The organism is Sphaerisporangium corydalis (genome assembly GCF_025506355.1).
Taxonomy (GTDB): Bacteria; Actinomycetota; Actinomycetes; order Streptosporangiales; family Streptosporangiaceae; genus Sphaerisporangium; species Sphaerisporangium corydalis.
The window spans coordinates 1-23,113 of sequence record NZ_JANZYP010000070.1; the positions used below are offsets into that span (position 1 = coordinate 1).

At 70.3% G+C, this 23,113-nt stretch carries 20 protein-coding genes and 1 pseudogene; 7 read left to right on the forward strand and 14 right to left on the reverse strand.

Features of this window, described 5'->3' with window-relative positions; all coding sequences use genetic code 11:
- Positions 1–3,001, reverse strand: a pseudogene (locus tag NYZ98_RS34225) (hypothetical protein); the annotation flags it as partial.
- A 768-nt stretch (positions 3,002–3,769) separates the two neighbouring features.
- Here NYZ98_RS34225 and NYZ98_RS34230 point away from each other — a divergent pair.
- Both NYZ98_RS34230 and NYZ98_RS34235 read left to right on the forward strand, forming a co-directional pair.
- Entirely contained in the window at positions 3,770–3,913 is a 144-nt protein-coding gene (locus NYZ98_RS34230; RefSeq protein ID WP_262848054.1) for a hypothetical protein, read from the forward strand.
- A gap of 116 nt (positions 3,914–4,029) precedes the next feature.
- Complete coding sequence (locus tag NYZ98_RS34235; protein WP_262848057.1) at positions 4,030–6,078, forward strand: ABC transporter ATP-binding protein; 2,049 nt, start codon at positions 4,030–4,032, stop codon at positions 6,076–6,078.
- A gap of 264 nt (positions 6,079–6,342) precedes the next feature.
- On the opposite strand, the gene NYZ98_RS34240 is transcribed toward NYZ98_RS34235, so the two are convergent.
- Both NYZ98_RS34240 and NYZ98_RS34245 read right to left on the reverse strand, forming a co-directional pair.
- Positions 6,343–6,753 (reverse strand): MerR family transcriptional regulator, encoded by a 411-nt coding sequence (locus tag NYZ98_RS34240; RefSeq protein WP_262848059.1) that lies wholly within the window; start codon positions 6,751–6,753, stop codon positions 6,343–6,345.
- A 79-nt stretch (positions 6,754–6,832) separates the two neighbouring features.
- Entirely contained in the window at positions 6,833–7,489 is a 657-nt protein-coding gene (locus NYZ98_RS34245) for a TetR/AcrR family transcriptional regulator (protein WP_262848061.1), read from the reverse strand.
- 70 nt (positions 7,490–7,559) lie between these two features.
- Here NYZ98_RS34245 and NYZ98_RS34250 point away from each other — a divergent pair, with 70 nt between their 5' ends.
- On the forward strand, positions 7,560–8,876 hold the full coding sequence (locus NYZ98_RS34250; protein WP_262848063.1) for a GH1 family beta-glucosidase: 1,317 nt from the start codon (positions 7,560–7,562) through the stop codon (positions 8,874–8,876).
- 96 nt (positions 8,877–8,972) lie between these two features.
- On the opposite strand, the gene NYZ98_RS34255 is transcribed toward NYZ98_RS34250, so the two are convergent.
- The gene (locus tag NYZ98_RS34255) at positions 8,973–9,872 is read right to left on the reverse strand and encodes a coiled-coil domain-containing protein (protein WP_262848065.1); all 900 of its coding nucleotides are present in this window, start codon (positions 9,870–9,872) and stop codon (positions 8,973–8,975) included.
- 387 nt (positions 9,873–10,259) lie between these two features.
- Here NYZ98_RS34255 and NYZ98_RS34260 point away from each other — a divergent pair, with 387 nt between their 5' ends.
- Entirely contained in the window at positions 10,260–11,696 is a 1,437-nt protein-coding gene (locus tag NYZ98_RS34260; RefSeq protein ID WP_262848067.1) for an aldehyde dehydrogenase, read from the forward strand.
- Positions 11,697–11,844: 148 nt separating this feature from the next.
- Here NYZ98_RS34260 and NYZ98_RS34265 read toward each other — a convergent pair whose 3' ends face one another.
- The 3 genes from NYZ98_RS34265 to NYZ98_RS34275 all read right to left on the reverse strand — a co-directional run bounded on the left by NYZ98_RS34265 (position 11,845) and on the right by NYZ98_RS34275 (position 14,096).
- Positions 11,845–12,972: an acetate/propionate family kinase gene (locus NYZ98_RS34265; RefSeq protein WP_262848069.1), complete on the reverse strand. Its 1,128-nt coding sequence runs from the start codon at positions 12,970–12,972 to the stop codon at positions 11,845–11,847.
- A gap of 78 nt (positions 12,973–13,050) precedes the next feature.
- The gene (locus NYZ98_RS34270; protein ID WP_262848071.1) at positions 13,051–13,851 is read right to left on the reverse strand and encodes an alpha/beta hydrolase; all 801 of its coding nucleotides are present in this window, start codon (positions 13,849–13,851) and stop codon (positions 13,051–13,053) included.
- A gap of 23 nt (positions 13,852–13,874) precedes the next feature.
- A complete protein-coding gene (locus NYZ98_RS34275; RefSeq protein ID WP_262848073.1) occupies positions 13,875–14,096 on the reverse strand; it encodes a hypothetical protein in 222 nt (73 codons plus the stop codon).
- Positions 14,097–14,356: 260 nt separating this feature from the next.
- Here NYZ98_RS34275 and typA point away from each other — a divergent pair, with 260 nt between their 5' ends.
- Complete coding sequence (gene typA, locus NYZ98_RS34280; RefSeq protein ID WP_262848075.1) at positions 14,357–16,210, forward strand: translational GTPase TypA; 1,854 nt, start codon at positions 14,357–14,359, stop codon at positions 16,208–16,210.
- Positions 16,211–16,283: 73 nt separating this feature from the next.
- Here the strand turns inward: typA and NYZ98_RS34285 are convergent, their stop codons facing one another.
- From NYZ98_RS34285 to NYZ98_RS34295, 3 genes are all read right to left on the reverse strand, one after another.
- A complete protein-coding gene (locus NYZ98_RS34285) occupies positions 16,284–17,168 on the reverse strand; it encodes a polysaccharide deacetylase family protein (protein ID WP_262848077.1) in 885 nt (294 codons plus the stop codon).
- Between the two features lie 30 nt (positions 17,169–17,198).
- Complete coding sequence (locus NYZ98_RS34290; protein ID WP_262848079.1) at positions 17,199–17,513, reverse strand: hypothetical protein; 315 nt, start codon at positions 17,511–17,513, stop codon at positions 17,199–17,201.
- A 224-nt stretch (positions 17,514–17,737) separates the two neighbouring features.
- Positions 17,738–18,319 carry a helix-turn-helix domain-containing protein gene (locus NYZ98_RS34295; RefSeq protein ID WP_262848081.1) on the reverse strand — a complete coding sequence of 194 codons (582 nt, stop codon included), beginning with the start codon at positions 18,317–18,319 and terminating at the stop codon, positions 17,738–17,740.
- An 85-nt stretch (positions 18,320–18,404) separates the two neighbouring features.
- Between NYZ98_RS34295 and NYZ98_RS34300 the strand changes: the two genes are divergently transcribed.
- A complete protein-coding gene (locus NYZ98_RS34300; protein ID WP_262848083.1) occupies positions 18,405–19,241 on the forward strand; it encodes a DMT family transporter in 837 nt (278 codons plus the stop codon).
- Positions 19,242–19,263: 22 nt separating this feature from the next.
- Here NYZ98_RS34300 and NYZ98_RS34305 read toward each other — a convergent pair whose 3' ends face one another.
- Together NYZ98_RS34305 and NYZ98_RS34310 are read right to left on the reverse strand one after the other, a co-directional pair.
- Complete coding sequence (locus NYZ98_RS34305; RefSeq protein ID WP_262848085.1) at positions 19,264–19,647, reverse strand: RidA family protein; 384 nt, start codon at positions 19,645–19,647, stop codon at positions 19,264–19,266.
- A 123-nt stretch (positions 19,648–19,770) separates the two neighbouring features.
- Positions 19,771–20,367, reverse strand: a complete 597-nt coding sequence (locus NYZ98_RS34310) for a sigma-70 family RNA polymerase sigma factor (protein WP_262848087.1) — start codon at positions 20,365–20,367, stop codon at positions 19,771–19,773.
- Between the two features lie 285 nt (positions 20,368–20,652).
- On the opposite strand from NYZ98_RS34310, the gene cds1 reads away from it, so the two are divergent.
- Entirely contained in the window at positions 20,653–21,726 is a 1,074-nt protein-coding gene (gene cds1, locus NYZ98_RS34315) for an L-cysteine desulfhydrase Cds1 (protein ID WP_262848089.1), read from the forward strand.
- 51 nt (positions 21,727–21,777) lie between these two features.
- Here the strand turns inward: cds1 and NYZ98_RS34320 are convergent, their stop codons facing one another.
- On the reverse strand, positions 21,778–22,320 hold the full coding sequence (locus tag NYZ98_RS34320) for a dihydrofolate reductase family protein (RefSeq protein ID WP_262848091.1): 543 nt from the start codon (positions 22,318–22,320) through the stop codon (positions 21,778–21,780).
- Between the two features lie 149 nt (positions 22,321–22,469).
- On the reverse strand, positions 22,470–23,102 hold the full coding sequence (locus NYZ98_RS34325) for a TetR/AcrR family transcriptional regulator C-terminal domain-containing protein (protein ID WP_262848093.1): 633 nt from the start codon (positions 23,100–23,102) through the stop codon (positions 22,470–22,472).
- Between the last annotated feature and the right edge of the window lie 11 nt (positions 23,103–23,113).

Below are 23,113 nucleotides of genomic sequence, written 5' to 3' on the forward strand. Positions count from 1 at the left end.
GGGGGGTTCTTGGGCGGGGGGGTGGTGAGGCGTCGGTTTCGAGGGGGGATGGGAACGGTCCTTTTAGCGGTGTCCTGGGGGGGATTGTGGGACGTTCCTCCACGGGTACGAAGTGGGCGTGGAAGCCGCGTGCCGGTTCGCGTAGTGCCTCTGCCGCGGCGGCCAGCCGTACCGCGCGCAGGTCGTCCGCGCCACGGCTGGCCAGTACCGCCAGGGATTCGAGCCCGTGGGCCGTCTCGGTCTCGAACCCGGCTTCCCGGCTGAGGGTGAGCGCCTCGCCGAGCCGGTGGCGCGCCTCCGTGAAGTCACCTTGTTCCAGGGCGACCATGCCGAGAGCCGCGACGCACTCGATGACCGTCTGGCGGGGGTCGAAGGCCCTGACCAGTCCCAGCGCTCCTTCGAGGTTGCGCCGCGCGGTGACGAGCTCGCCCTCGCTCCGGGCCTCGCGCGCCAGCCCGATGAGCGCGTCCGTCATGCCTTGCTGGTCTTCGAGGGAACTGCAGATCGACAGGACGTCCTCGTACGCCCGGCGCGCCTCGCGCAGGCGTCCGGTCTGTTCGAGCGGTGCCTCCTCCGGCGCCTCGCGGCGGGGCACGCGAAGGTGCCGGCCCCGGTCCCCTTTGCGTGCCGCGCCGACGGCCTTTTCGATCAGCCCGCCGAACGCCGCGTTCCTCCCGGTCTCCGAGCCGGCGACATTCCCCGAGCCGGCGACGTCCCCCGGGCCTGCGACGGTTCCCAAGCCGGGGACGTTCGCGAAGCCGGGGTCGGTCTCCAAGCCGGGGACGTTCCCGAAGCCAGGGACGTTCGCGAGGCCGGGGGCGGTCTCCAAGCTGGGGTCGGTTTCCAAGCCGGGGACGGTCCCGATGCCAGGGACGTTCGCGAAGCCGGGGACGTTTTCCAAGCCGGGGACGGTCCCGAAGCCGGGGGCGGTCTCCAAGCCGGGGTCGGTCTCCAAGCCGGGGACGGTCCCGAAGCCAGGGACGTACCCCCGGGCGAGGGGTGTCTCCGTGTAGAGGGCGGGCTCCGCGTTGGAGGGGGTCCCTGGGTCGGGGGTGCCGTCGGCGATCTCCCGCCCACGAGCGTCCAGGTCGCGGGAACCCGGACCGGCCTCTCGCCGGCTCGTGTCGGCGCCGAACAGACCGCCGGAGACCGGGCGCCGGGTCGTGTCGGGGTCGAGGAGGGTTCCGTGCGGGTCGTGGCGGCTGACCTCGGGGTCGAGGAGGGCGAGGAGGATCAGGGCGAGGGCGTCGCTCGCCAGGCCCTGGGCGGTGCGGCAGAGCGCCAGCCCGGCTTCGGCGTGGTCACCCGCTTCGTCCCGCCGGCCCTGCATCAGGGCGAGGGTGCCGCGCAGCGCGAGCGCCCGCCCACGGAGGCCGGCGGGCATGTGGGGCGAGGCGACGGAGAGCAGGCGCTCCAGCCAGGCGGCGACCTCGAAATGGCGGGGACCCGCGCTGATGATCACCCAGCGCAGGTCGACGATGAGTCGGATCGCCGGCTCGGGGTCGCCGGCCTCGATGGACCATTCGACCGCGCTCGCCAGGTCGGGCTCCAGGCCTTCGAGCTGCCGCAGCAGGCGCTGCGTCGTCGGCCACGGCGCGCGCAGCCCGGGTCTGATCGCCGAGTCGAACTCGACCGCGAGCTCCCGTACGTAGTCGCGGTGGCGGCCACGGAAGCGGTCGTCCTCCCCGGAGACGACCAGCCGTTCGGTGGCGTACTCGCGGACGGGGCCGGGCAGGCGGTAGCGGGTCTCGCCCGCGACCTCGCCGCGCACGACCAGCGACCGGGCGACCAGGCCGCGGACGTGCGTCAGGATGTCCTCGGTCCACAGGCTCTCGCCCGCGCACACGCGCTCGGCCATGCGGAGCGTCCACCCGCCCCTGAAGACGGTCACCCGTCTCAGCAGGGCCTTCTCGGGTTCGCTGAGCAGGTGGTGGCACCAGTCGATGGTCGCCGACAGGACCCGGCGGTGGGAGACCGCGGCTTGCTCCTCGCGAGGGCCCGGTTCCTGGAAGTGGTCGGCGAGGCTCGACGCGACCTGTTCGAGGGTGAGCGTGCGCGCAGCGGCGGCGACCAGCTCGATGGCGAACGGGATGCCGTGGAGCATGCGGACCAGCGAGGCCACGCCGGCGGCACCGTCACGAGCCCCCAGGAAGCCACTCCCCCCTGAGCCCTCCCCGGCTCCCGCCACACGATCGCGGAACAGACGGACGGCCTCACAGTCCGCGAAGTCACGGGGCCCGAGGTCATGGGGCCCGAGGTCACGGGTCGCGTGGGCACCAAAGTCACGGGCCGCGTCGGCACCGGGGTCACGGGCCGCGTGGACACCGGGGTCACGGGCCGCGTGGACACCGGGGTCACGGGCCGCGTGGACACCGGGGTCTCGGGTCGTGTGAGAAGCGGAGGCACGGGTCGCGTACGGGCCCGGGCCGCCGGGCGCGTGAGTACCGGGGTCGCGGGGCGCGTGAGTACCGGGGTCGCGGGGTGAGTGAGGGACGGGGTCGCGGGGTGAGTGGGTGCCGGGGTCGCGGGGCGCGTGAGGGACGGGGCCGCGGGGTGGGTGAGGGACGGGGTCGGGGGGGAGGGTCAGTGGGGGGACGCGCCAGGGTGTTTCGGCGGGGAGGCCGAGGGGCTCGCGGGCGGTGGCCAGGATCACCGCCCGGGGGCAGGCGGACAGCACCCGTTCGCACAGTTCGGCGCACGCCCCCGCCAGGGAGTCGCAGCCGTCGAGGACCAGGAGCACGCGGGCGTGGCCGATCGCCCTGGTCACGGCGTCCTCCGACGTCTGGGACGCCTGCGGCGCGACGCCGAGCGCGGTGGCGACGCGGGCGGCGAGCTCGTGGGGCTGGTCGGCGCCGGCGAACTCCACCAGCCGCGCCCCGGCGGGGAACCGTCCCGCGACCTCGGCCCCGACCTTGAGCGCGAGCCGGGTCTTGCCGATGCCTCCGATGCCGCACAACGTCACGAGACGAGTCACGGCGAGAAGCTGCGCCAGCTCGGTCACGTCGAAATGGCGGCCCACAAAGCTCGCGGGCTCCGACGGAAAGCCGGTGGTGGCTGTCATACGCCTCGGCGGGCGGAAGTGCTGGCCATTACTCAAGTGTTACATCAAATTACGGAGCGCGCTCATGTGATGGAAGGATTCCCGTCATCCCCGATGAGCACCGCGAAAGATGCCAATGAATCCCGTGCTTTTTGGCGCTTTCTCCAGGCTGGTGAAGCCACACGTCAAGGACGCCGGAAGTTCTCCCGGGAACCGCGAGATCCCGCCATTCCCGGCGGGACGGATGTATCCGGCTTACCCGCTAAGCGAATGCCCCGGTCGCGGGGCCCCCGCCCGGGGACGGTCGCGGGCAGGGGCACGATGCCGCGACCGAGCGATCACGGAATGTAAATGACTTTCGCAAATTCCCACCTTCCGTAATTATGATCACTTGGCTACTCTGCTCTGATCACGTCACCTGCGCGGCGCCCCGCCGGGCCGGGTCGCGTACGAGTTCTGGCACGTTCCCGTATGAAGCACGACCCCGCGGGCAGTCGGCGGCAGGAGACGACGATGCGTCGAAGACCGAACGAACTCCACCCCTCATGCGCGACCGCCCAGAAGCGACGCGAGCCGGCGGATCCCCCTCCTCCCCCGGCCTGCCGCGCACACACAGTGATCAACACAGGCCAGGGCGACGACCGGCCGTCACGGAAGGTAAGATTCCACGAGCAACGGCCTCCCGGACGATCTCTGGGCCGGCAGGGCACCTCACTTCGGGAGACTCGGATGGAAACCGCCGACCTGGAAGACCTGAGCCTCGAACTCCTCCTCATCGCCGCGCTGCACGCCGAGGCGGAGCGCCTCGCCTCCCAGCTTCCCGACTCGCCGGGCGGCGGGGTCGAATGGGGCGGGAACGTCCGGCGCGCGTAGTCCCAGCATCATCCCCGGCATATGCGGCGAACCAAAGCAATTGTCACTTTCAACCTAAAGAGTGACCTTTACCGCAGCCGCTTTAAACTGTCGGTGCCGCCGGTCACACTGCGAGCATGGCCGACCTTCCCCAGGAATCCTCCGCTTCGGACGGCTCCACCCCGAAGGACGCGACACCGGACGGCTCCCCACAAAAGCGCCCGGCTCCGGACATCTCCCCGTCAAGTACCACCCCACCCACCGGAAACACCACCGCCGACGATCCGGACCGGCCGGACGACGCATTGATCGATCTCGGCGAGGTCAGCCTCTCCGACTGGCACGCCCACATCGGCACGATGACCGGCGTCGGCTTTCTCACGGTGGCGCGCAGGCTCCCCGCCCTGATCCGCCACGCCGTCCAGATGGCCTGGCGGGCCAGCCCGCGCGACACACTGGCGACGATCTCCCTCAGCGTGCTGGGCGGCATGTTCACCGCCTTCGGGCTGCTCGCCACGACCGGCGTGCTGCAGGCGCTGTTCTCCTCCGGTCCCACCCCCGACCGCGTCAGGGCCGCGTTGCCCAGCCTCCTGCTCGTCGGCGCGGCGGCGACGCTGCGCACGAGCCTCCAGGCCGGGGCCGGGTGGGCGCAGTCCCGGCTGGAGCCTCAGGTCAGCCGCATCGCCGAGAAACAGCTCTACGAGCTGACCAGCCGCGTCGACCTCATCTGCTTCGACGACCCCGACTTCCACGACTCGCTCCAGCGGGCCCGCGTGCGCGGCGTCTCGATGGTGGACAGCGTGGTGAACTCCGCGATCGACCTGCTCACCGGCCTGATCGGCATCGGCGCGGCGGCCGGCGTCCTCGGCATCCTGCATCCGGTGCTGCTGCCGCTGCTCGTGCTCGCCGTCGTCCCCGACGCCTGGGCGGCCGTCCGCTCGGCCCGCATGCGGTACACCACGATGTACGCGATGATCCCGCTCTACCGGCGCAAGTGGATCCTGACCAACCTCATGGCCGAGCGGGAGACCGCCGCCGAGGTCCGCTCGTTCACCATGCGGCGCTTCCTGATGCGCCTGTACGACGCGGTGGCCGGGGCCGAGCAGGAGGCGGTCCTGAGACTCGCCCGGCGGCAGACGGTGGCGCGTGTCATCGGTGAGGCGCTCGGCGGCCTGGGCACCGGCCTGGTCTACCTCGCGCTGGGCATCCTGCTCGCGGCCGGCGCCGTACCGCTGGCCGTGGCCGGCACCGCCGTCCTCGCCATCCGCTCGGGGCAGTCCTCGCTGGCCAACCTCATGTACTCCACCAACCGGCTGTACGAGGAGGGCCTGTACTTCACCGACTTCCTCGACTTCTGCGCGGAGGCGCGTGCGCGGATGGGCCCCGAGCGCCCCCGCCCGGCCCCCGCCGCCTTCGAGAGGATCACCGTCGACGACGTGTCGTTCAGCTACCCCGGCAAGGAGGAGCCCGCCCTGGACCACGTGTCCATCCACATCGACAAGGGCGAGGTGGTCGCGCTCGTGGGCGAGAACGGCTCGGGCAAGACCACCCTTTCCAAGATCCTTGCCGCGCTGTACGAGCCGGAGAGCGGGACCGTCCTGTGGGACGACGTGCGCGTCCAGGACGTCGACCAGGACGAGCTGCGGCGGCACATCGCGGTCATCGCCCAGGACCACACCCGCTGGCCGCTGACGGCCAAGGACAACATCGCGATGGGCCTGGAGAAGGGCGATGAGGCCTTGTACGCGTCCGCCGAGGTCGCGGGGGCCGACCAGGTGGTGGCCGAGCTGCCGAACGGCTACCGCACGCTGCTCGACCGCCGGTTCAAGGACGGCCACGAGCCCTCGGGGGGTCAGTGGCAGCGCATCGCGGTGGCCCGCGGCTTCTACCGGGACGCGCCGCTACTGATCTGCGACGAGCCGACCGCCGCGCTGGACGCCCGTGCCGAGCACACCCTGTTCGAGCGGATCCGCAGGCACGCCGACGGCCGCAGCGTCCTGCTCATCACCCACCGCCTGGCCAGCGTGCGGTACGCCGACCGCATCTACGTCCTCGACCACGGCAAGGTCGTGGAACAGGGCACCCACGCCCACCTCATGGCCTTCGACGGCATCTACGCGGATCTGTACAACATCCAGGCCAGCGCCTACAGCCCCGCGGAGGTCACGCGGGCCGCCGGGCAGTGAGCCGGAGCGGGACGTCGTCGTGCGGGGGTTGCGCGGGTCGACGGACAGTGTGCCGGAGCGAAAGGCCTGGAGGACGGTGAGGTGCGCCATGAGCGCGAACGCCATCAGCCCGCAGGCCGACGCGACCCGGAGCAGCGGGATGTTCATCCGTGTCGGGCGCGGTCCGGCCATGCTCCCTCCCGCTACCGGTCTAGCAGGCGGCGCAGAAAGAACCCCATGTACCAGGGCAAAAGGGAAGCCATGACTCCGGAGAGCAGGCCCGGATCAGCGGGAGCCGGCCTCCGCGGCCTGGCAGCTGACCGGCGTGCCGGAGAGCGCCACGACGTCGCGGTAGTGGTGGATCTTGCGCTTGATGGCGTCCTGCTTCTCCCGGAGCTGCGCGATCTGCGCCTCCACGTCGCGGTCGTGGGACTCCAGCAGCGTGATGCGCTCCGGGATGGTGTGCTCCCCGTTGCGGACGAGCTTGGCGAAGCGCAGCATCTCGGCGATGGGCATGCCGGTGTCGCGCAGGCACCTGACCATGCCGAGCCAGCCGAGGTCGTGGTCGCTGAACCGCCGCTGGCCGACGGCGTTCCGCTCGACCGGCTCCAGCAGGCCGATGCGCTCGTAGTACCGCAGGGTGTCCAGGCTGAACCCGGTCTCCTCAACCACCTGTCCCGGTGTGTATACGCTCACACTCCGAGCATTTCACCTGGAGTGCACTCCAGGTCAAGCCGGAGCGGGGCGTGCCCGGGTGGATGAGGCGGCGTCACGGTCACAGTTCCGGCAGGTGGTCGGCCAGATAGCGCCGGACCAGCCGCCGGCACTCGGCGATCAGCTCGGGGTCGCCGTCGGGGTGGGTGCGGAACGCGAGCTTCAGCACCGCGTCCGCGGCCTCGACGGCCACGATGAGCGCGCGGTCGAGCCCCGGCCCCCTGGGCGCGCCCAGCATGTCGATGGTGAGCGCGCGCAGCCGGTCGGCGACGATGACGTTGTTCTCCAGCGCGGCGTCCAGCAGCCGGTTGGTGCCCTTGATCGGCGGCCCGCCGGGGGTCGGCAGCACCTCGCCGAAGTCGACGATGGCGAACCCCGGGGTGGTGCGCTTCATCGCCACGAACTCGTCCACGGCCAGGTCGACGGCGTCGGTCCAGTCGGAGACGCCCGCCGAGGCGAGCCGGCTGGTCAGCCGGTCGAGGAAGGCGTCGAGGTTCCGCAGCGCCAGCGCCCGCACCAGCCCCTGCTTGTCGGGGAAGAACTGGTAGAACGTGCCGATCGGCACCTCGGCCCTGCGGGCCACCTCTTTGGTGGTCAGCGCTTCGTAGCCCACCTCGTCGAGCAGCCGGGCGCACTCGTCGAGCATTCGCCCGACCCGCTCGACACTGCGGCGCTGGGCGGGACGGCGGCGCAGCGTCCCTGCGGAGACGTTCGTCATCCCTCCATCATCCTCCCGAATCCGTTTGCCGGGCCTAGCATGAGGCCTACTCATATCACCGGAGGTCATCATGTTCCTTTGGGGCACGGCTACCGCGTCCTACCAGATCGAGGGCGCCGTGACGGAGGACGGCCGGGGGACGTCGATATGGGACACCTTCGCCCACGAGCCCGGCCGGATCAGAGACGGTCACACCGGAGACGTCGCGTGTGACCACTACCGCCGATGGTCCGAGGATGTCACGCTCATGAGCGATCTGGGGGTGAACTCCTACCGGTTCTCCATTTCGTGGCCGAGAATCCAGCCCGAGGGCACGGGGAAGGTCAACGAGGCCGGGTTCGGCTTCTACGACAGGCTGGTGGACGAGCTGTGCGAGCGGGGCATCGTCCCGGCGGCCACGCTCTTCCACTGGGACCTCCCGCAGGCCCTGGAGGACAAGGGCGGCTGGCTGAACCGCGACACGGCCCACCGGCTGGCGGAGTACGCGGGGATCGTGGCCGAGCGCCTCGCGGACCGGGTCCCGATGTGGATCACGCTCAACGAGCCGTTCATCCACATGGTCTTCGGCTACGCGCTCGGCGCGCACGCCCCGGGCAGGACGCTGTTCCTGGACGCGCTGCCCACCGCCCACCACCAGCTCCTCGGCCACGGCCTCGCCGTGCAGGCGCTGCGGGCGGCGCGGGCCGGCCAGGTGCTCATCACCAACAACTGCACCCCCGTGTGGCCGGCGTCCGGCTCCGCGGAGGACCTGCGGGCCGCCGACGCCTACGACACCCTGCACAACCGGCTGTTCAACGACCCCATCCTCACCGGCGCATATCCCGATATGTCGGCGTACGGGGTGGCCGCGCTGGACGCCGTCCAGGACGGCGACCTGGAGATCATCGCCCAGCCCCTGGACGGCCTCGGGATCAACTACTACAACCCCACCCGCATCGCCGCCCCCGCCACCCCGCCCGGCCCCGGAGAGCTGCCGTTCGAGGACGCCGGCATCACCGGCTACCCGACGACCGCGTTCGGCTGGCCGGTGGTGCCCGACGGGCTGCGCGAGCTGCTGACCGGGCTGCGGGCCAGGTACGGCGACGCGCTGCCGCCGGTGTACGTCACCGAGAACGGCTGCTCGCAGCCGGACGAGCCCGGCCCGGACGGGGTGGTGGACGACCAGGCGCGCATCGCCTTCCTCGACGGCCACATCGGCGCGGTCAGGGCGGCCGTCGCCGAGGGGGTCGACGTGCGCGGCTACTACGTCTGGTCGCTGCTGGACAACTTCGAGTGGGCCGAGGGGTTCAACCAGCGGTTCGGCCTGGTCCACGTCGACTTCGCCACCCAGAAGCGCACGCCGAAGGCCTCGTACCACTGGCTGAGGGAGCGCATCGCCGCCCAGTGAGGCCTGAGGGACCCCCGGCGGACGGCCATCGCCGCCCAGTGAGGGGACCCCGGCGGACGGCCCTGACGGCGGGTGGCCTCATGGGCGGCCGGAGCGCTAGAAGACCGAGACGTGGACGTGGTCGTAGTGGTTCGCGGTGATCCCGCCCCGGTCGGACATCTGCCGCCACCCGGCGCCGGTGCGGATGTCGTAGTAGCGCTGGCGCCAGATGATGTACATGATGCCAATCTGGCGCCCGTTCTCGATGCACCACTGCGCGAGGGCGTCGCCCCGGGCCACCGACCCGGCGTCGGGCATCCTGCCGCCGCCGCTCATCATGAAGTCGCAGGCGCGGCCCTTGCCGTGCTCGCCGGGGTCGCCCGCCCGCAGGCACCCGACGCCGAACGGCATCGGGTAGTTCTGCATGATGACGTTGCGGATGCTGACCATGCGCGCGGTCAGCCCGCTGCCCGCGTCCGGCGTCTGGAAGCCGAACTTCTTCAGCAGCGCCTCGACGTCCCGCTTCTTGGCCTCGAGCTGCTTGATCTCCTTCTTGAGATCGACGATCTTGTCCTGGGCCTGGGCCTGCGCGGTCTTCTGGTCCTTGATCAGCGCGCCGATCCGGTTCAGCCGCTGGTTCTTCTCCTCGGCGAGGTAGGTGACCGTGGCGGCCTGTCCGAGGATCGAGTCGGGGTCGCCGGTGTAGCTGAACACGCGGGGGCCGTCGAGCGAGCCGGACATGTAGGAGTTGCGGTAGAACTGCGCGACCTGCCGCTTGGCCTCGGCGAGGTCGGCGCGGAGCTTCTTGACCCGGCCGCCGGCCTTCTCGGCGGCGTCCCGCACGTCCTGAAGGCCCTCGATCTGCCCCCGGTAGGCCTTCTGCAGGTCCGCCGCCTGCTTGGTGAGGCGTTCGAGCTGGGCCTGGGGACTGGGCTTGGCCTCGGCGGCCGGTACGGCGAGCGCCGAGAACAGGCCGACGAGGACGGTGGCCAGCACCAGCACACGGCCTGATCGCATCAGCCCTCCCACTTCAGACGTCCCGAACTATAGAAGCCGATCTTCGGGGGTGTCACACGATCGGAAGAACCTATACACCAATGGCGAAGTTTCTACCACTTCGCGAATATGCAGGTCGCGGGTTTGCCGAGAATTGGGCCCCGACAAATTTCCGGACACCAGCCGACATATCACTACACCATCGGGTGGTCAGGCCCCGGCAACGAGCAGTCGATCTTACCCACGGACGGCGGCCACGGTCCCCCACTCTTGCCAACCGCGACAGAACATGGTTCTGTCGCAACGACCGGGCGATGCGGCTTGTGAGCGACAGCCCTCCATGGCAAGACTAAACAAGCAAGCATTCGGTCAACTAGGACCCGGCCCACCCGACCAGGAGGCAGACACATGCTCCAGCACGACCGTCTTTTCATCGGGGGCGACTGGGTTGCTCCCGCGGGCACCGCGATGATCGACGTCGTCTCCCCGCACACCGAGGAGATCATCGGCCGGGTGCCCGACGGCACCCCCGCCGACATGGACGCGGCCGTCGCCGCCGCCCGCCAGGCCTTCGACAACGGGCCGTGGCCGAGGATGTCCATGGCCGAGCGCGCCGAGACGGTCGGCAAGCTGGCCGGTCTCTACGCGGCCCGCCAGGCGGAGATGGCCGAGATCATCACGCTCGAGATGGGCAGCCCCATCACCTTCTCGCAGCTCGCCCAGGCGCCCCAGCCGCTCGGCATGCTGCAGTACTACAGCGAGCTGGGCAAGACCTTCGCGGTCGAGGACGAGCGTCCCGGCATGTTCGGCCCCGTGACGGTGCGCCGCGAGCCGGTCGGCGTCGTCGCCGCCGTGGTGCCGTGGAACGTGCCCCAGTTCGTCATCATGACCAAGCTCGCCCCCGCTCTGATCGCCGGGTGCACGGTCGTGGTCAAGCCCGCCCCCGAGACGCCGCTGGACTCCTACCTCCTCGCCGAGATGATCAAGGAGGCGGGCATCCCTGACGGCGTCGTCAACATCGTGGCCGCCGGCCGCGAGGCGGGCGAGCACCTCGTCTCCCACCCGGGCGTCGACAAGGTGGCCTTCACCGGCTCCACGGCCGCCGGCCGGCGCATCGCCGGGATCTGCGGCGAGCAGCTCAAGCGGTGCAGCCTGGAGCTGGGCGGCAAGTCGGCGGCGATCATCCTCGACGACTGCGACCTCGGCGCGGCCATGGGCTTCCTGTCCATCGCCTCCCTCATGAACAACGGGCAGGCGTGCGTGGCCCAGACCCGCATCCTCGCCTCGTCCTCGCGGTACGACGAGGTCCTGCAGGCCATCGCGGACATGGTCAGCGCCCAGCCGGTCGGCGACCCGTCGGAGCCGACCACCGGCATCGGCCCGATGGTGGCCAAGCGCCAGCAGGAGCGGGTCGAGGGCTACATCAAGCTCGGCATCGAAGAGGGCGCCAAGCCGGTCGTCGGCGGCCTCGACCGCCCCTACGACCGCGGCTGGTACGTGGCCCCGACCGTCTTCGCCGGGGTGACCAACGACATGCGCATCGCCCGCGAGGAGATCTTCGGCCCGGTCCTTTCGGTGATCGAGTACGACGACGAGGCCGACGCCGTCCGCATCGCCAACGACAGCGACTACGGCCTGTCCGGCACGGTCTGGACCTCCGACACCGACCACGGCATGGACATCGCCCGCCAGGTCCGCACGGGCACGTACGGCGTGAACATGATGAACACCATGGAGCCGTCGTCGCCGTTCGGCGGGTACAAGGCCAGCGGCATCGGGCGCGAGCTCGGCCCCGAGGGCCTGTCGTCCTACCTGGAGTACAAGTCGATCGCCCGCCTGGGCTGACGTGCGTAACCGCCGCCCAGCGCGCCCCCGCGTCGCTGGGCGACGGCCCCGCATTACAAGGATGTCCGAGATCGCCCCCGCCAGAAGACATGCCCGGGTCATGAGTTCTCCTGGTGGATCTCATACCTCCTTTGGAGGTAGACGACATTTACTCTGATTTGGTTCGCGCCAGAACCCCGTCGGTTTCCCGGGCGATCTCCAGTTCCTCGTCGGTCGGCACGACGGCGACGGTCACGGCCGAGTCGCCGGCCGACACCACCCGCGCACCGGTGACCGACACGTTCCGCAGGGGGTCCAGGCGGATGCCCATGGGTTCGAGGCCGGCGAGCACGTTACGCCTGACCTGCGCGGAGTTCTCTCCGACGCCACCGGTGAAAGCGATCACGTGCACCGTGCCGAGGACCGCGCAGTAGGCGCCGATGTACTTCCTCAGCCGGTGGCAGTACACGGCGTAGGCCAGCGCGGCGTCCGCGTCGCCGGCCGCGACCCGCTCGATGACCGTTCTCATATCGTTGTCCCCGCTCAGCCCGTGCAGGCCGGCGCGGTGGTTGAGCATCGACTCCACCTCGTCAGGCGTCATGCCCTCACGGATCAGGTGGAAGATCACGCCCGGGTCCAGGTCGCCCGGCCGGGTGCCCATGACCAGGCCCTCCATCGGCGTCATCCCCATGGAGGTGTCCACGCACCTGCCCGCCGAGACGGCCGAGGCGCTGGCGCCGTTGCCGAGGTGCAGGACGATCACGTTGGCCGTGCCCGGCCGGCCGATCATCTCGGCGGCCACGCGTGACACGTACGCGGTGGAGGTGCCGTGGAACCCGTACCGGCGCACGCCGTACCGCTCGGCCACCTCGCGGTCGATGGCGTACGTGCGGGCCGCGTCCGGCATCGTGCTGTGGAACGCGGTGTCGAAGACCGCGACCTGCGGCAGGTCGGGGCGCAGCCGGCGGGTCTCCTCGATGCCCGCGAGGTTCGCCGGGTTGTGCAGCGGCGCGAGCGGGACGGCCTCCTCGATGCGCTTGACCACCTCGTCGGTGATCAGCACCGGGCCGGTGAACCACGGGCCGCCGTGGACGACGCGGTGGCCGATGGCCGTGAGGTCGCCGGAGTCCATCGACACCTCGTCGGCGACGCGCTGGAGGGCCGCCTCGTGGTCGGGGACGCCCGAGTCCGGCTCGCCGACGCGCTCGACCTTGCCGGACTTGATCCGTGTCGGACCGTCCAGGTCGACGAGCTGGTACTTCACCGACGAGGACCCGGAATTGATCACCAGGATCACTGGTCCACCCCCTGTGCCCGGTCGTGGTGACGCCGGCGCGCCGCCGATGTCCCGAACCGATGCCCCAGGAACGGGAGGTTAACCGGTGGCCCGCGTCCCCGCAGATCGGTGACCCGTGCCGGGGTACGCGGGCGCGGCGGCGATCCACTCGCCGATCCGCCGGATGAGGGCGGGGGTCGCCGCGGACTCGGCGTGGCCGTAGCCGGGCTCGATCCACAGCTCCTTGGGCTCGCGGGCCGCGTCGAAGAGCTGGTGGGCGTGCTCCAGGGGGAAGAAGGTGTCGGCGTCGCCGTGCACGATCAGCAGCGGGGTGGGCGAGATGCGCGCCACCGCCTCGTACGGCGGGAGCGGCACCGGGTCCCACCGGCCGGCCTGGATGCGGGTGTGCTTGGCCAGCCGGGCCACCAGCCGCCCCGAGGGCCGCTCGATCACCCAGTGCACCTGCCGCATCGGGCGGGTGCCCCGGTAGTACCAGCGGGCGGGGCCGCTCACCGCGACGACCGCGTCCGTGCCGGCGTGCAGGGCGGCGTGGCGCACGGCCACGGCGGCGCCCATCGAGAACCCGACGGTGACCACGCGGGAGTAGCCGATCGCGCGGGCGTGCCTGACCGCCGCGTCGAGGTCGAGCACCTCGGCGTCCCCGACCGTGGACAGGCCGCCCGACCTGCCGTGGCCGCGGAAGTCGAAGGCGAGCACGCCGCCGAAGCCGCTCAGCACGTGGGCGATGCGCCGCGTCGTGCCCTCACGCCAGGAGCCGGTGAAACCATGGGCGAGGACGATGCCGAGATCGGCGTCACCTCGCGACGGGATGTGCGAGGCGTCGATCCGCACACCGTCCTTGGTCATCAGCGTCGCTGGGAATGCTTCGGCGAGAGGCATGGGAAGAGCTTAATCGGGGGCCGTCAGCGAGGTCCGGCAAGGTGGCCGGGAGGGGGCACGGCCGCGTGGCCGTCCATCTTCGCCGCCATCGGCGTGACGCATCCGGTCACGAACGCGCCCACCACCAGGGCCCAGACGCCCAGCCGGCACCGTTGTCCTGTCTGCCGCCCGCGCGGGCGGCGGCCGAGAGGCTCGGTCGCCGGAGGCGCCGGGGTGACGAGCCGGTTCAGATCTTCGTCCACCATGTCCGGTGTCTGCCCCTGCGGGCCGCCGTTAGTCCAGAGTGCGGAGTTCCTTGACCATCATGGGCCGGGGTCGTGGTCATCCCCTTCCCCCGTCCTGGCTGGTCATCCAGGGTCACGCGAGCGGGCCGGAAAGTTCGAAATCGTGCCGGATTTGCCCCCCTTTGCGCAAGACCGGCACGTGGTGGTAACAGCGATCAACTAAAATAGTGGTGGCTGCATACTCCGCGGCCGGCCTCCACGACCCAGAGCGAGACTCCATCATGCCTTTGAACAGCCGCGACGACCTGCGGAACATCGCGATCATCGCGCACGTCGACCACGGCAAGACCACGCTGGTGGACGCCATGCTCTGGCAGTCCGGGGCGTTCCGTGCCAACCAGGACGTCGACGAGCGGGTCATGGACTCCAACGACCTGGAACGCGAGAAGGGCATCACCATTCTCGCCAAGAACACCGCCGTCAAGCACAGCGGGATGACCCTCAACATCATCGACACCCCCGGCCACGCCGACTTCGGCGGCGAGGTCGAGCGCGGCCTGTCCATGGTCGACGGCGTCGTGCTGCTCGTCGACGCCTCCGAGGGGCCGCTGCCGCAGACCCGGTTCGTGCTCCGCAAGGCCTTCGCCGCCAAGATGCCGGTCATCCTGTGCATCAACAAGGTCGACCGGCCCGACGCGCGCATCAAGGAGGTCGTCGACGAGGTCTACGAGCTCTTCATGGACCTCGACGCCACCGAGGAGCAGATCGACTTCCCGATCGTCTACGCCTCCGCCAAGGCCGGCCGGGCCAGCCTCAACCGTCCCGAGGACGGCGGCATGCCCGACTCCGAGGACCTTGAGCCGCTGTTCGAGACGATCACCAAGACCATCCCCGCGCCGGTGTACGACCCGACCGCGCCGCTCCAGGCGCACGTCACCAACCTCGACGCCTCCAGCTACCTCGGCCGCATCGCGCTGTGCCGCGTCCACCAGGGCACCATCAAGAAGGGCCAGCAGGTCGCCTGGTGCCGCACCGACGGCACCATCCAGCGGGTCAAGATCAGCGAGCTGCTGATGACCGACGCGCTCGAGCGCAAGCCCGCCGAGCAGGCAGGGCCCGGCGACATCATCGCCATCGCCGGCATCCCCGACATCATGATCGGCGAGACGCTGGCCGACCCCGACGATCCTCGCCCGCTGCCGCTCATCACCGTCGACGAGCCGGCCATCTCGATGACGATCGGCACCAACACCAGCCCGCTGGTGGGCAAGGTCAAGGGTTCCAAGGTCACCGCGCGCATGGTGAAGGACCGCCTCGAGAAGGAGCTGGTCGGCAACGTGTCGCTGCGCGTGCTCCCGACCGAGCGCCCCGACACCTGGGAGGTCCAGGGACGCGGCGAGCTGGCGCTGGCCATCCTGGTCGAGCAGATGCGCCGCGAGGGGTACGAGCTGACCGTCGGCAAGCCGCAGGTCGTCACCAAGACCATCGACGGCAAGCTGCACGAGCCCGTCGAGCGGCTCACGGTGGACGCCCCCGAGGAGTACCTCGGCACGATCACCCAGCTCCTCGCCGTCCGCAAGGGCCGCATGGAGCACATGACCAACCACGGCACCGGCTGGATCCGCATGGAGTTCGTGGTCCCCTCCCGCGCGCTCATCGGCTTCCGCACCGAGTTCCTCACCGAGACGCGCGGCACCGGCCTGATCCACCACGTCTTCGAGGCCTACGAGCCGTGGTACGGGGAGCTGCGCACCCGCAGCAACGGCTCGCTGGTGGCCGACCGCGCGGGCGTCGTCACCGCGTTCGCCATGATGAACCTCCAGGAGCGCGGCACCCTGTTCATCACGCCGACCACCGAGGTGTACGAGGGCATGATCGTCGGGGAGAACTCCCGCTCCGACGACATGGACGTCAACATCACCAAGGAGAAGAAGCTCACCAACATGCGCTCCTCCACGAGCGACGAGACCGAGAAGCTGATCCCGCCGAGGTCGCTGTCGCTGGAGCAGGCGCTGGAGTTCTGCCGCGAGGACGAGTGCGTGGAGATCACCCCGCACACCGTCCGCATCCGCAAGGTCGTGCTCGCCGCGGCCACCCGCGGCCGCTCGGCCGCCCGCGCCAAGCGCGGCGGCTGACCGGGACGCGGTGACCGTGTCTGACCGGGCGTGGTGACCGAGGCCTGAAGGCCGCGCGTGCCGGCCGGGTGGGTCAGGGGCGTCTGCTCTCCTCGCCCGCCTCGCCGGTGTACCGCCGGCCCGGGACCAGGCCGCGGGCACCGTACAGCTCGGACACGGTGACGAAGGTGTAGCCCTTGGCGGTGAGCTCGCGCAGCAGCCGGGGCACCGCCTCGACGGTGGTCCGGTGGATGTCGTGCAGGAGCACGATCGACCCCGGCCGGGCGGCGGAGGCCCGTTTGGCGACCAGGGTGCTGTTCCTGTCGCGCCAGTCGAGCGTGTCCAGGTCCCACAGGACCTGCGCCAGCCCGTCGTGCGCCGCCTCGGCCGCGACCGTGCCGTTGGTCGCGCCGTACGGCGGTCGCAGCAACCGCATCGTCGCCCCGGTGGCCGCCTTGACCACCTGCTGGGTGCGCTCGATCTGGCCGCGCAGCGCCTCGCGGGACAGCGAGGTGAGCGACGGGTGGCTCCAGGAGTGGTTGCCCACCTCGTGGCCCTCGGAGACCATGCGGCGGACGAAGGGCAGGGTGCGCGGGGTCACCATCTGGCCGACGATGAAGAACGTGGCCTTCGCGTGGTTCTCTGCGAGGATGTCCAGCACGGTGCCGGTGTAGTCGAACGGCCCGTCGTCGAAGGTCAGGGCCACGCACTTGACCTGCCCGCACTTGATCGAGCGCCGCCTCGGCGCCGCCACCGGCCGGGTGCCCGGCCAGCCGGGCTGCTGGGCGATCACCCACCGGGCCAGCAGGACGGGGTCGGCCTGTCTGCGGACCGGTGCCGACGTCCGTACCCGCACGACACCGTCGTCATGGCCCTGCGGTACCGGTGCCACCACCTCGCCGCATCCCGGCAGGCTGAGCACCGCCAGGAACGACAGCGGGAGCGACAACCACGTGAATCCCACCCGTATGACTGCCACCCGCGCGCTCCCCCCGAACAGCGGCAGGGGTCACGGGTAGTTGTCGAAGTTCTCCGCCGTTTCCCCCCGCAGAGTCTTCTCCAGCTCGTCCCACCAGGGCGGTGCGTCGGCCTGTGACTCGGCGTAACGACGTGCCACCCGAATGGCACATCCAACCGGATCAGTACCCAGGTGGCGACGTTTCACCACACCCTCCTGCCAACGGTAAAAGCCATCACGGAACGTGACGACCAGCCCAATCCACACGGAAAGAATCGCGTCGTCGCACACTTCGTAGGCGTCTGTCACCCCCAGGCCGACGAGCTCCACGCGGAGTTTCGCGAGGGCCCCACGGGCGTCGGTCACCCCACCACCCCCCGGGCGACGTCCAGCCGGCCGGGTCGGGACTCCCTGAGTGCGCGCACAACGTTCATGTACCCGCATTGGGCGGTGCTTTGCACCACCGTAAGCGAGACGTGATGTTACTGTGAGAAACCAAACGACTACTTGGCGTTCCTTTACCCGGCCGGACACCTCTCGCACGCGGCCGGGCGCCTCGCGGCACCGCCGTTTGAGCGCCTCGCGGGCTCCTACTGGTCGAGCGTCTCGCGGGGTTCGGTGACGACCATGATGAAGCGGAGCGGCTCGGTCCCCTCGTTGGCGTAGCGGTGCGGCCGGTCGGCGCTGAACAGCACCGCCTCGTCCCGGGCCACGACATGGCTGTGGCCGTACACCGACAGGGTCAGCTCGCCTTCCAGAATGGTCAGCATCTCGCGGGTGCCCGCCGGGTGGGCGTCGCCGTCGTGGAACTCCCCGCCCGCCAGGGTCCAGTCCCACAACTCCAGGATCGCCGGGGCGTCCGAGCCGACCAGCAGGCGCGCCGAGCCGCCCTTGTCGCTCCGCCACAGGGTGACGACGTCGGAGGCGTGCACGACGCGCACCACCGGGGTGTCGGAGACCTCCACCAGGCGGGCGACCGTCACGCCGAGGGCGTCGGCGATCCGGGTCAGCGTGCTCACGCTCGGATTGGTGCGGCACTGCTCGATCTGGACGAGCATCCCGCGGCTCACGCCGGAGCGTGCCGCCAGCGCGTCCAAGGTCAGCCCTCGGTGGGCTCGCTGGGCGCGCACGTTGGTGGCGATCGCCGCCGTGACTGTCTCCGGATCCGGCATGGGTGCAGTGTATTGAAATTTGTGTACAACCCATTAGTCGCAATATATTGCACTAACAGTGCAATCCATTGGGGGTTAGAGGGTAATGACGGTGGTACTGCTGGCGACGGCCTGCGCGGTGGTCTATGGCACGGCGGACTTCTTCGGCGGCCTGGCCGCCAAACGCTCGCGCGTGCTCGCCGTCGTCCTGGTCAGCCAGATCGCGGGGCTGCTGTTCGTGCTCCCGCTGCTCCCCCTGCTGCCAGGGGTGCCCGGCCTGGACACGATCGCGTGGGGCATGGCGGCCGGCCTGTCCGGCGGGCTCGCCGTCATCATGTTCTACCAGGCGCTCGCGGGCGGGGTGATGTCCGTGGTCGCCCCCACGACCGCGACCATGTCGGCGGCGCTGCCGGTGCTGGTCGGCCTGACGATGGGCGAACGGCCGGAACCGCTCGCGCTGTGCGGGGTGGCGCTCGCCCTGGCGGCGGTGGTCCTGGTCAGCCGGGACTCCGGGAGCGCCGCCGGGCGGGCGACGCTGGGCCCGATCCTGCGGTCGCTGGTGGCGGGGCTCGGGTTCGGCGGGTTCTTCATCCTGCTGAAGCAGGTGCCGGAGAGCGCCGGGGTCTGGCCCCTGCTCGGCGCCCGCACGGCCTCGGTGGTGGTCGTCGCCGCGCTGGCGCTGACGACCGGGCGCTCGCTCCGGCCGGGCCGGGGGGCGCTGCCCGCGATCATCGCCACCGGCGTGCTCGACATGGCCGCCAACGTGCTCTACCTGCTGGCGGTGCAGCGCGGCCTGCTGATCCTGGTGGCGGTGCTCGTGTCGCTCTACCCGGCCAGCACCCTGCTGCTCGCGCGGTACGTGCTCGGGGAACGGCTCAACGCCGTGCAGGCGGCGGGTGTGGGCCTGGCCCTCGGCGCCGTCGCGCTCATCGCCGCCGCCTAGCTCGGGGGAATCCGCCCAGATCTCAGGCGCGGTGGGCGGTGACCTCGATCTCGATGCGCATCCTCGGATCCGACAGCCCGCACACCAGCATCGTGGCGGCCGGGCGCACCTCGCCGAAGCACCGCCGGAGCGCCGGCCAGCATGGCTCGAAGTCCGCGGGGTCGGGCAGCATGTACCGGACGCGCACCACGTCCGCGAACGAGCAGCCCGCCTCCCGCAGCGCGTCCCCGATGTTCAGCAGGCACCGCTCGGCCTGGTCCACGATGTCGTCGGAGATCGTCATGGTCCGGTAGTCGAAGCCCGTCGTCCCCGAGACGTGCACCCAGTCACCGTCGACCACGGCACGCGAGTACCCGATGGCCTGCTCGAACGTGGAACCGCTTGAGATCAGTCTCCGTGTCGTCATGGCGAGACCGTAGGCACACGGGGGGCCGGACGTCCATGTGATCTTCACGACGCCCGGCCGTGTGCGCGCACCAGGCGGCGGCACGGCCGTGAGCGCCGTCGGGCACCCCGGCCGTGAGCGCCCTCAGGCGGCCTGGAACTGCGGGGACGGCCGCAGGGCGCCCTCTTCGTGGGCGTAGCCCTCCAGCATCGACCTGAGCTGGCGGCGGCCACGGTGCAGGCGGGACATGACCGTCCCGATCGGGGTGCCCATCCGCTCGGCGATCTCCTTGTACGCGAACCCCTCGATGTCGGCAAGGTACACCGCGACCCGGAAGTCCTCGGGCAGGGCGCGGAGGGCGTTCATCACGACGGTGTCCGGCAACTGCTCCAGCGCCTCGGTCTCGGCCGAGCGCAGCCCCGTGGACATGTGCGACTCGGCGGCGGCGAGCTGCCAGTCCTCGATGTCCTCGGCCGCCGACAACTTCGGCGAGCGCTGCTGCTTGCGGTAGTCGTTGATGAAGTTGTTGGTGAGGATCCGATGGAGCCAGGCCTTGAGGTTCGTCCCGGGGCGGAACTGGTGGTAGGAGGTGTACGCCTTGGCGACGGTCTCCTGCACCAGGTCCTCGGCGTCGGCGGTGTTGCGGGTGAGTCGCATGGCGGACGCGTACAGCTGGTTCGTCACGGGCATGACGTCGCGCTCGAACCACGCCTGACGCTGCTGCTCGGTCATCGAGATCATCTCATCCCCCTCATGCCTGCCTGTCCCCCGTTACCCATCCGGCATGAACCCATGCAGGCTCGGTAACCGCTTTACTCCATCTGACGGCTGATCACATGCTCGCGGTTCACCTATAAGGGTGACGTTAAGGGTATTAGCTGGTCAGGAGGGCCTTGAAGCGATCGGGCCGAGGTGGCGACTTCACACCCGAGACCGGACAAGTCTCATTATAATAACAGACAACACCCAAAAGCGGGAAAAGTGTGGTAAGGGTCACATCATCGGACCAGCCGATAGCGTAGGGCCATGAAGCACGTAGATCGGCATGATCCGGCGACCCGGGCCTGGGCGGCCGAGGCGATCCGCACGGTCGAGGCGGACGCCAATCGTAGCTGCGACACCCACCTGCACGTATTCCCCCTCCCGCCCCACTGGGGGGTCGACCTCTACCTCAAGGACGAGTCGGTCCACCCCACCGGTTCCCTCAAACACCGGCTGGCCCGGTCGCTGTTCCTGTACGGGCTGGCCAACGGCTGGATCGGCCCCGCCACCACCGTCATCGAGGCCTCCAGCGGCTCCACGGCGGTCAGCGAGGCGTACTTCGCACGCATGCTCGGCCTGCCGTTCGTCGCCGTGATGCCCGCCTCCACCTCCCAGGAGAAGATCGCGCTCATCGAGTTCTACGGCGGCAAGTGCCGGCTCGTCGACGACCCGGGGACGATCTACGAGGAGTCCCGCCGGCTGGCCGAGGAGGGCGGCGGCCACTACATGGACCAGTTCACCTACGCCGAGCGGGCCACCGACTGGCGGGGCAACAACAACATCGCCGAGAGCATCTACCAGCAGATGACCCTGGAACGGCACCCCGAGCCCGCGTGGATCGTCGTCGGCGCCGGCACGGGCGGCACGTCCGCGACGATCGGCCGCTACATCCGCTACCGCCGCCACGCGACGCGCCTGGCCGTGGTCGACCCGGACGGGTCGGCGTTCTACCCCTCGTGGACCGAGGGTGACGCGAGCACGACGGGCACCGGCTCCCGCATCGAGGGGATCGGGCGCCCCCGGGTCGAACCCTCGTTCCTGCCGACCGTCATCGACCGCATGATCCAGGTGCCGGACGCGTCCTCGATCGCGGCCATGCGCTGGGTGCGTGAGGTCACCGGCCGCCACGTCGGCGGCTCCACCGGCACCAACGTCGCGGCGGCCGTCCAGATCATCGGGGAGATGCGCGACAGGGGTGAGCGCGGCAGCGTGGTGACCCTGATCTGCGACGGCGGCGACCGCTACACCCGCACCTACGACGACGACACCTGGCTCGCCGCCCAGGGCCTCGACATCACCCCACCCCTGACCGCCCTCCGCGCCTTCCTCACCACCTGACACCCCCGGTCTCACGCCCTGATGGTCCGGGGACGTCTCACGCCCTCGTGGTCACCCGAGGACGCGGAACCGGAGGTTCGTCGCCCCCGGCGCCTCGACCAGGCCGAGCCGTTCGAGCTTGACGTTCATCCCGCCAGGGTGGTCGAACAGCCGGACGCCGTCGCCGAGCAGGACCGGCACGACGAGCACGTAGATCTCGTCCAGTTCGCCCGCCTCGACGCACTGCCGGGCGACGTCCGCCCCGAGGACGCCGACGTACTTGTCACCCGCGGCGGCCCGTGCGGTGGCGACCGCCTCGGCGAGGTCCCCGACGAAGGTGACACCCGGCACCGGCGCCTCAGGGGCGTGGTGGGTGAGCACGAACTGCGGCCCTGACCACCCCCCGCCGTACGGCTCCCCCTCGTTCTCGGTGTCCTTGTACGGATCGTCGCCACCGAAGGTACGCCTGCCGACGAGCAGGGCACCGGTCCCGTTCATGACCTCGTCCATCGCCGGATTGGGCCCCAGATGCGCGACCATCCAGGACATGTCCCCCCCCGGACCGGCGATGAAGCCGTCCAGCGACATGGCGCACTGATACTGCAACTTCCCCATGACCCGCCTCCACGAACTCGACGCCGCGCGACCCTACGCCACCCGGCCCAAGTGCGGACGGCCCACCCCACCAAAACTCATCGGCCCTCCACCGTTTCGACGTGGGGCGCTCGTGTCAGGGCTCACTCGTCCGCGGAGCGGCTGACCGGTCAGGACGTGGGGCCGGACTGCGCGGCAGGACCATGGATGATCTGTTCCAGACAATCGCGGAACAGATCGTCGACGGTGCGGCCGGGTTGGAAGTACTCGGCCACACCGGCCACCACGGTGGGATACGCCGCGGCGTACGCGGCCATGTCGAAGCCGTCCAGGGCGTTCGCGTCGGGGCGGCCGGCCTGTTCTTCCAGGACGTAGCCGACGGTGAAGCGCAACACCGTCATCACGATCAGGCGGGCCTGCCGCAGGGGAATGCCCCGCCCGACCAGTGAGCTCATCGCCAGTTCGGAGATGGCGGCCATCTTGAGGGACAGCTGGGAGGCCGCGATGATCCGGGCTCCGTCCGGGTGGGCCAGCAACGCGCGCCGCAGCCGCTCAGCCAGGCCGATCAGCCAGTCTTGCCAGCACTCCTCCGGCACGGGCGACGCCATCTCGGGGAACTGCTGCTCGAGAATCGCCTCGGCGATCGCGGTGACCAGCGCCGCCTTGTTCGGGATGTGCCAGTAGAGGGTCGGCGACTGTACGCCGAGCCGGGCGGCCAGTTTGCGGGTCGTCACGCCGTCGAGACCCTCGGCGTCCAGTAGCGCCACGGCCTCGGTGACGATCCGCTGCTTGTCCAGGGCCAATTTCTCCGTAC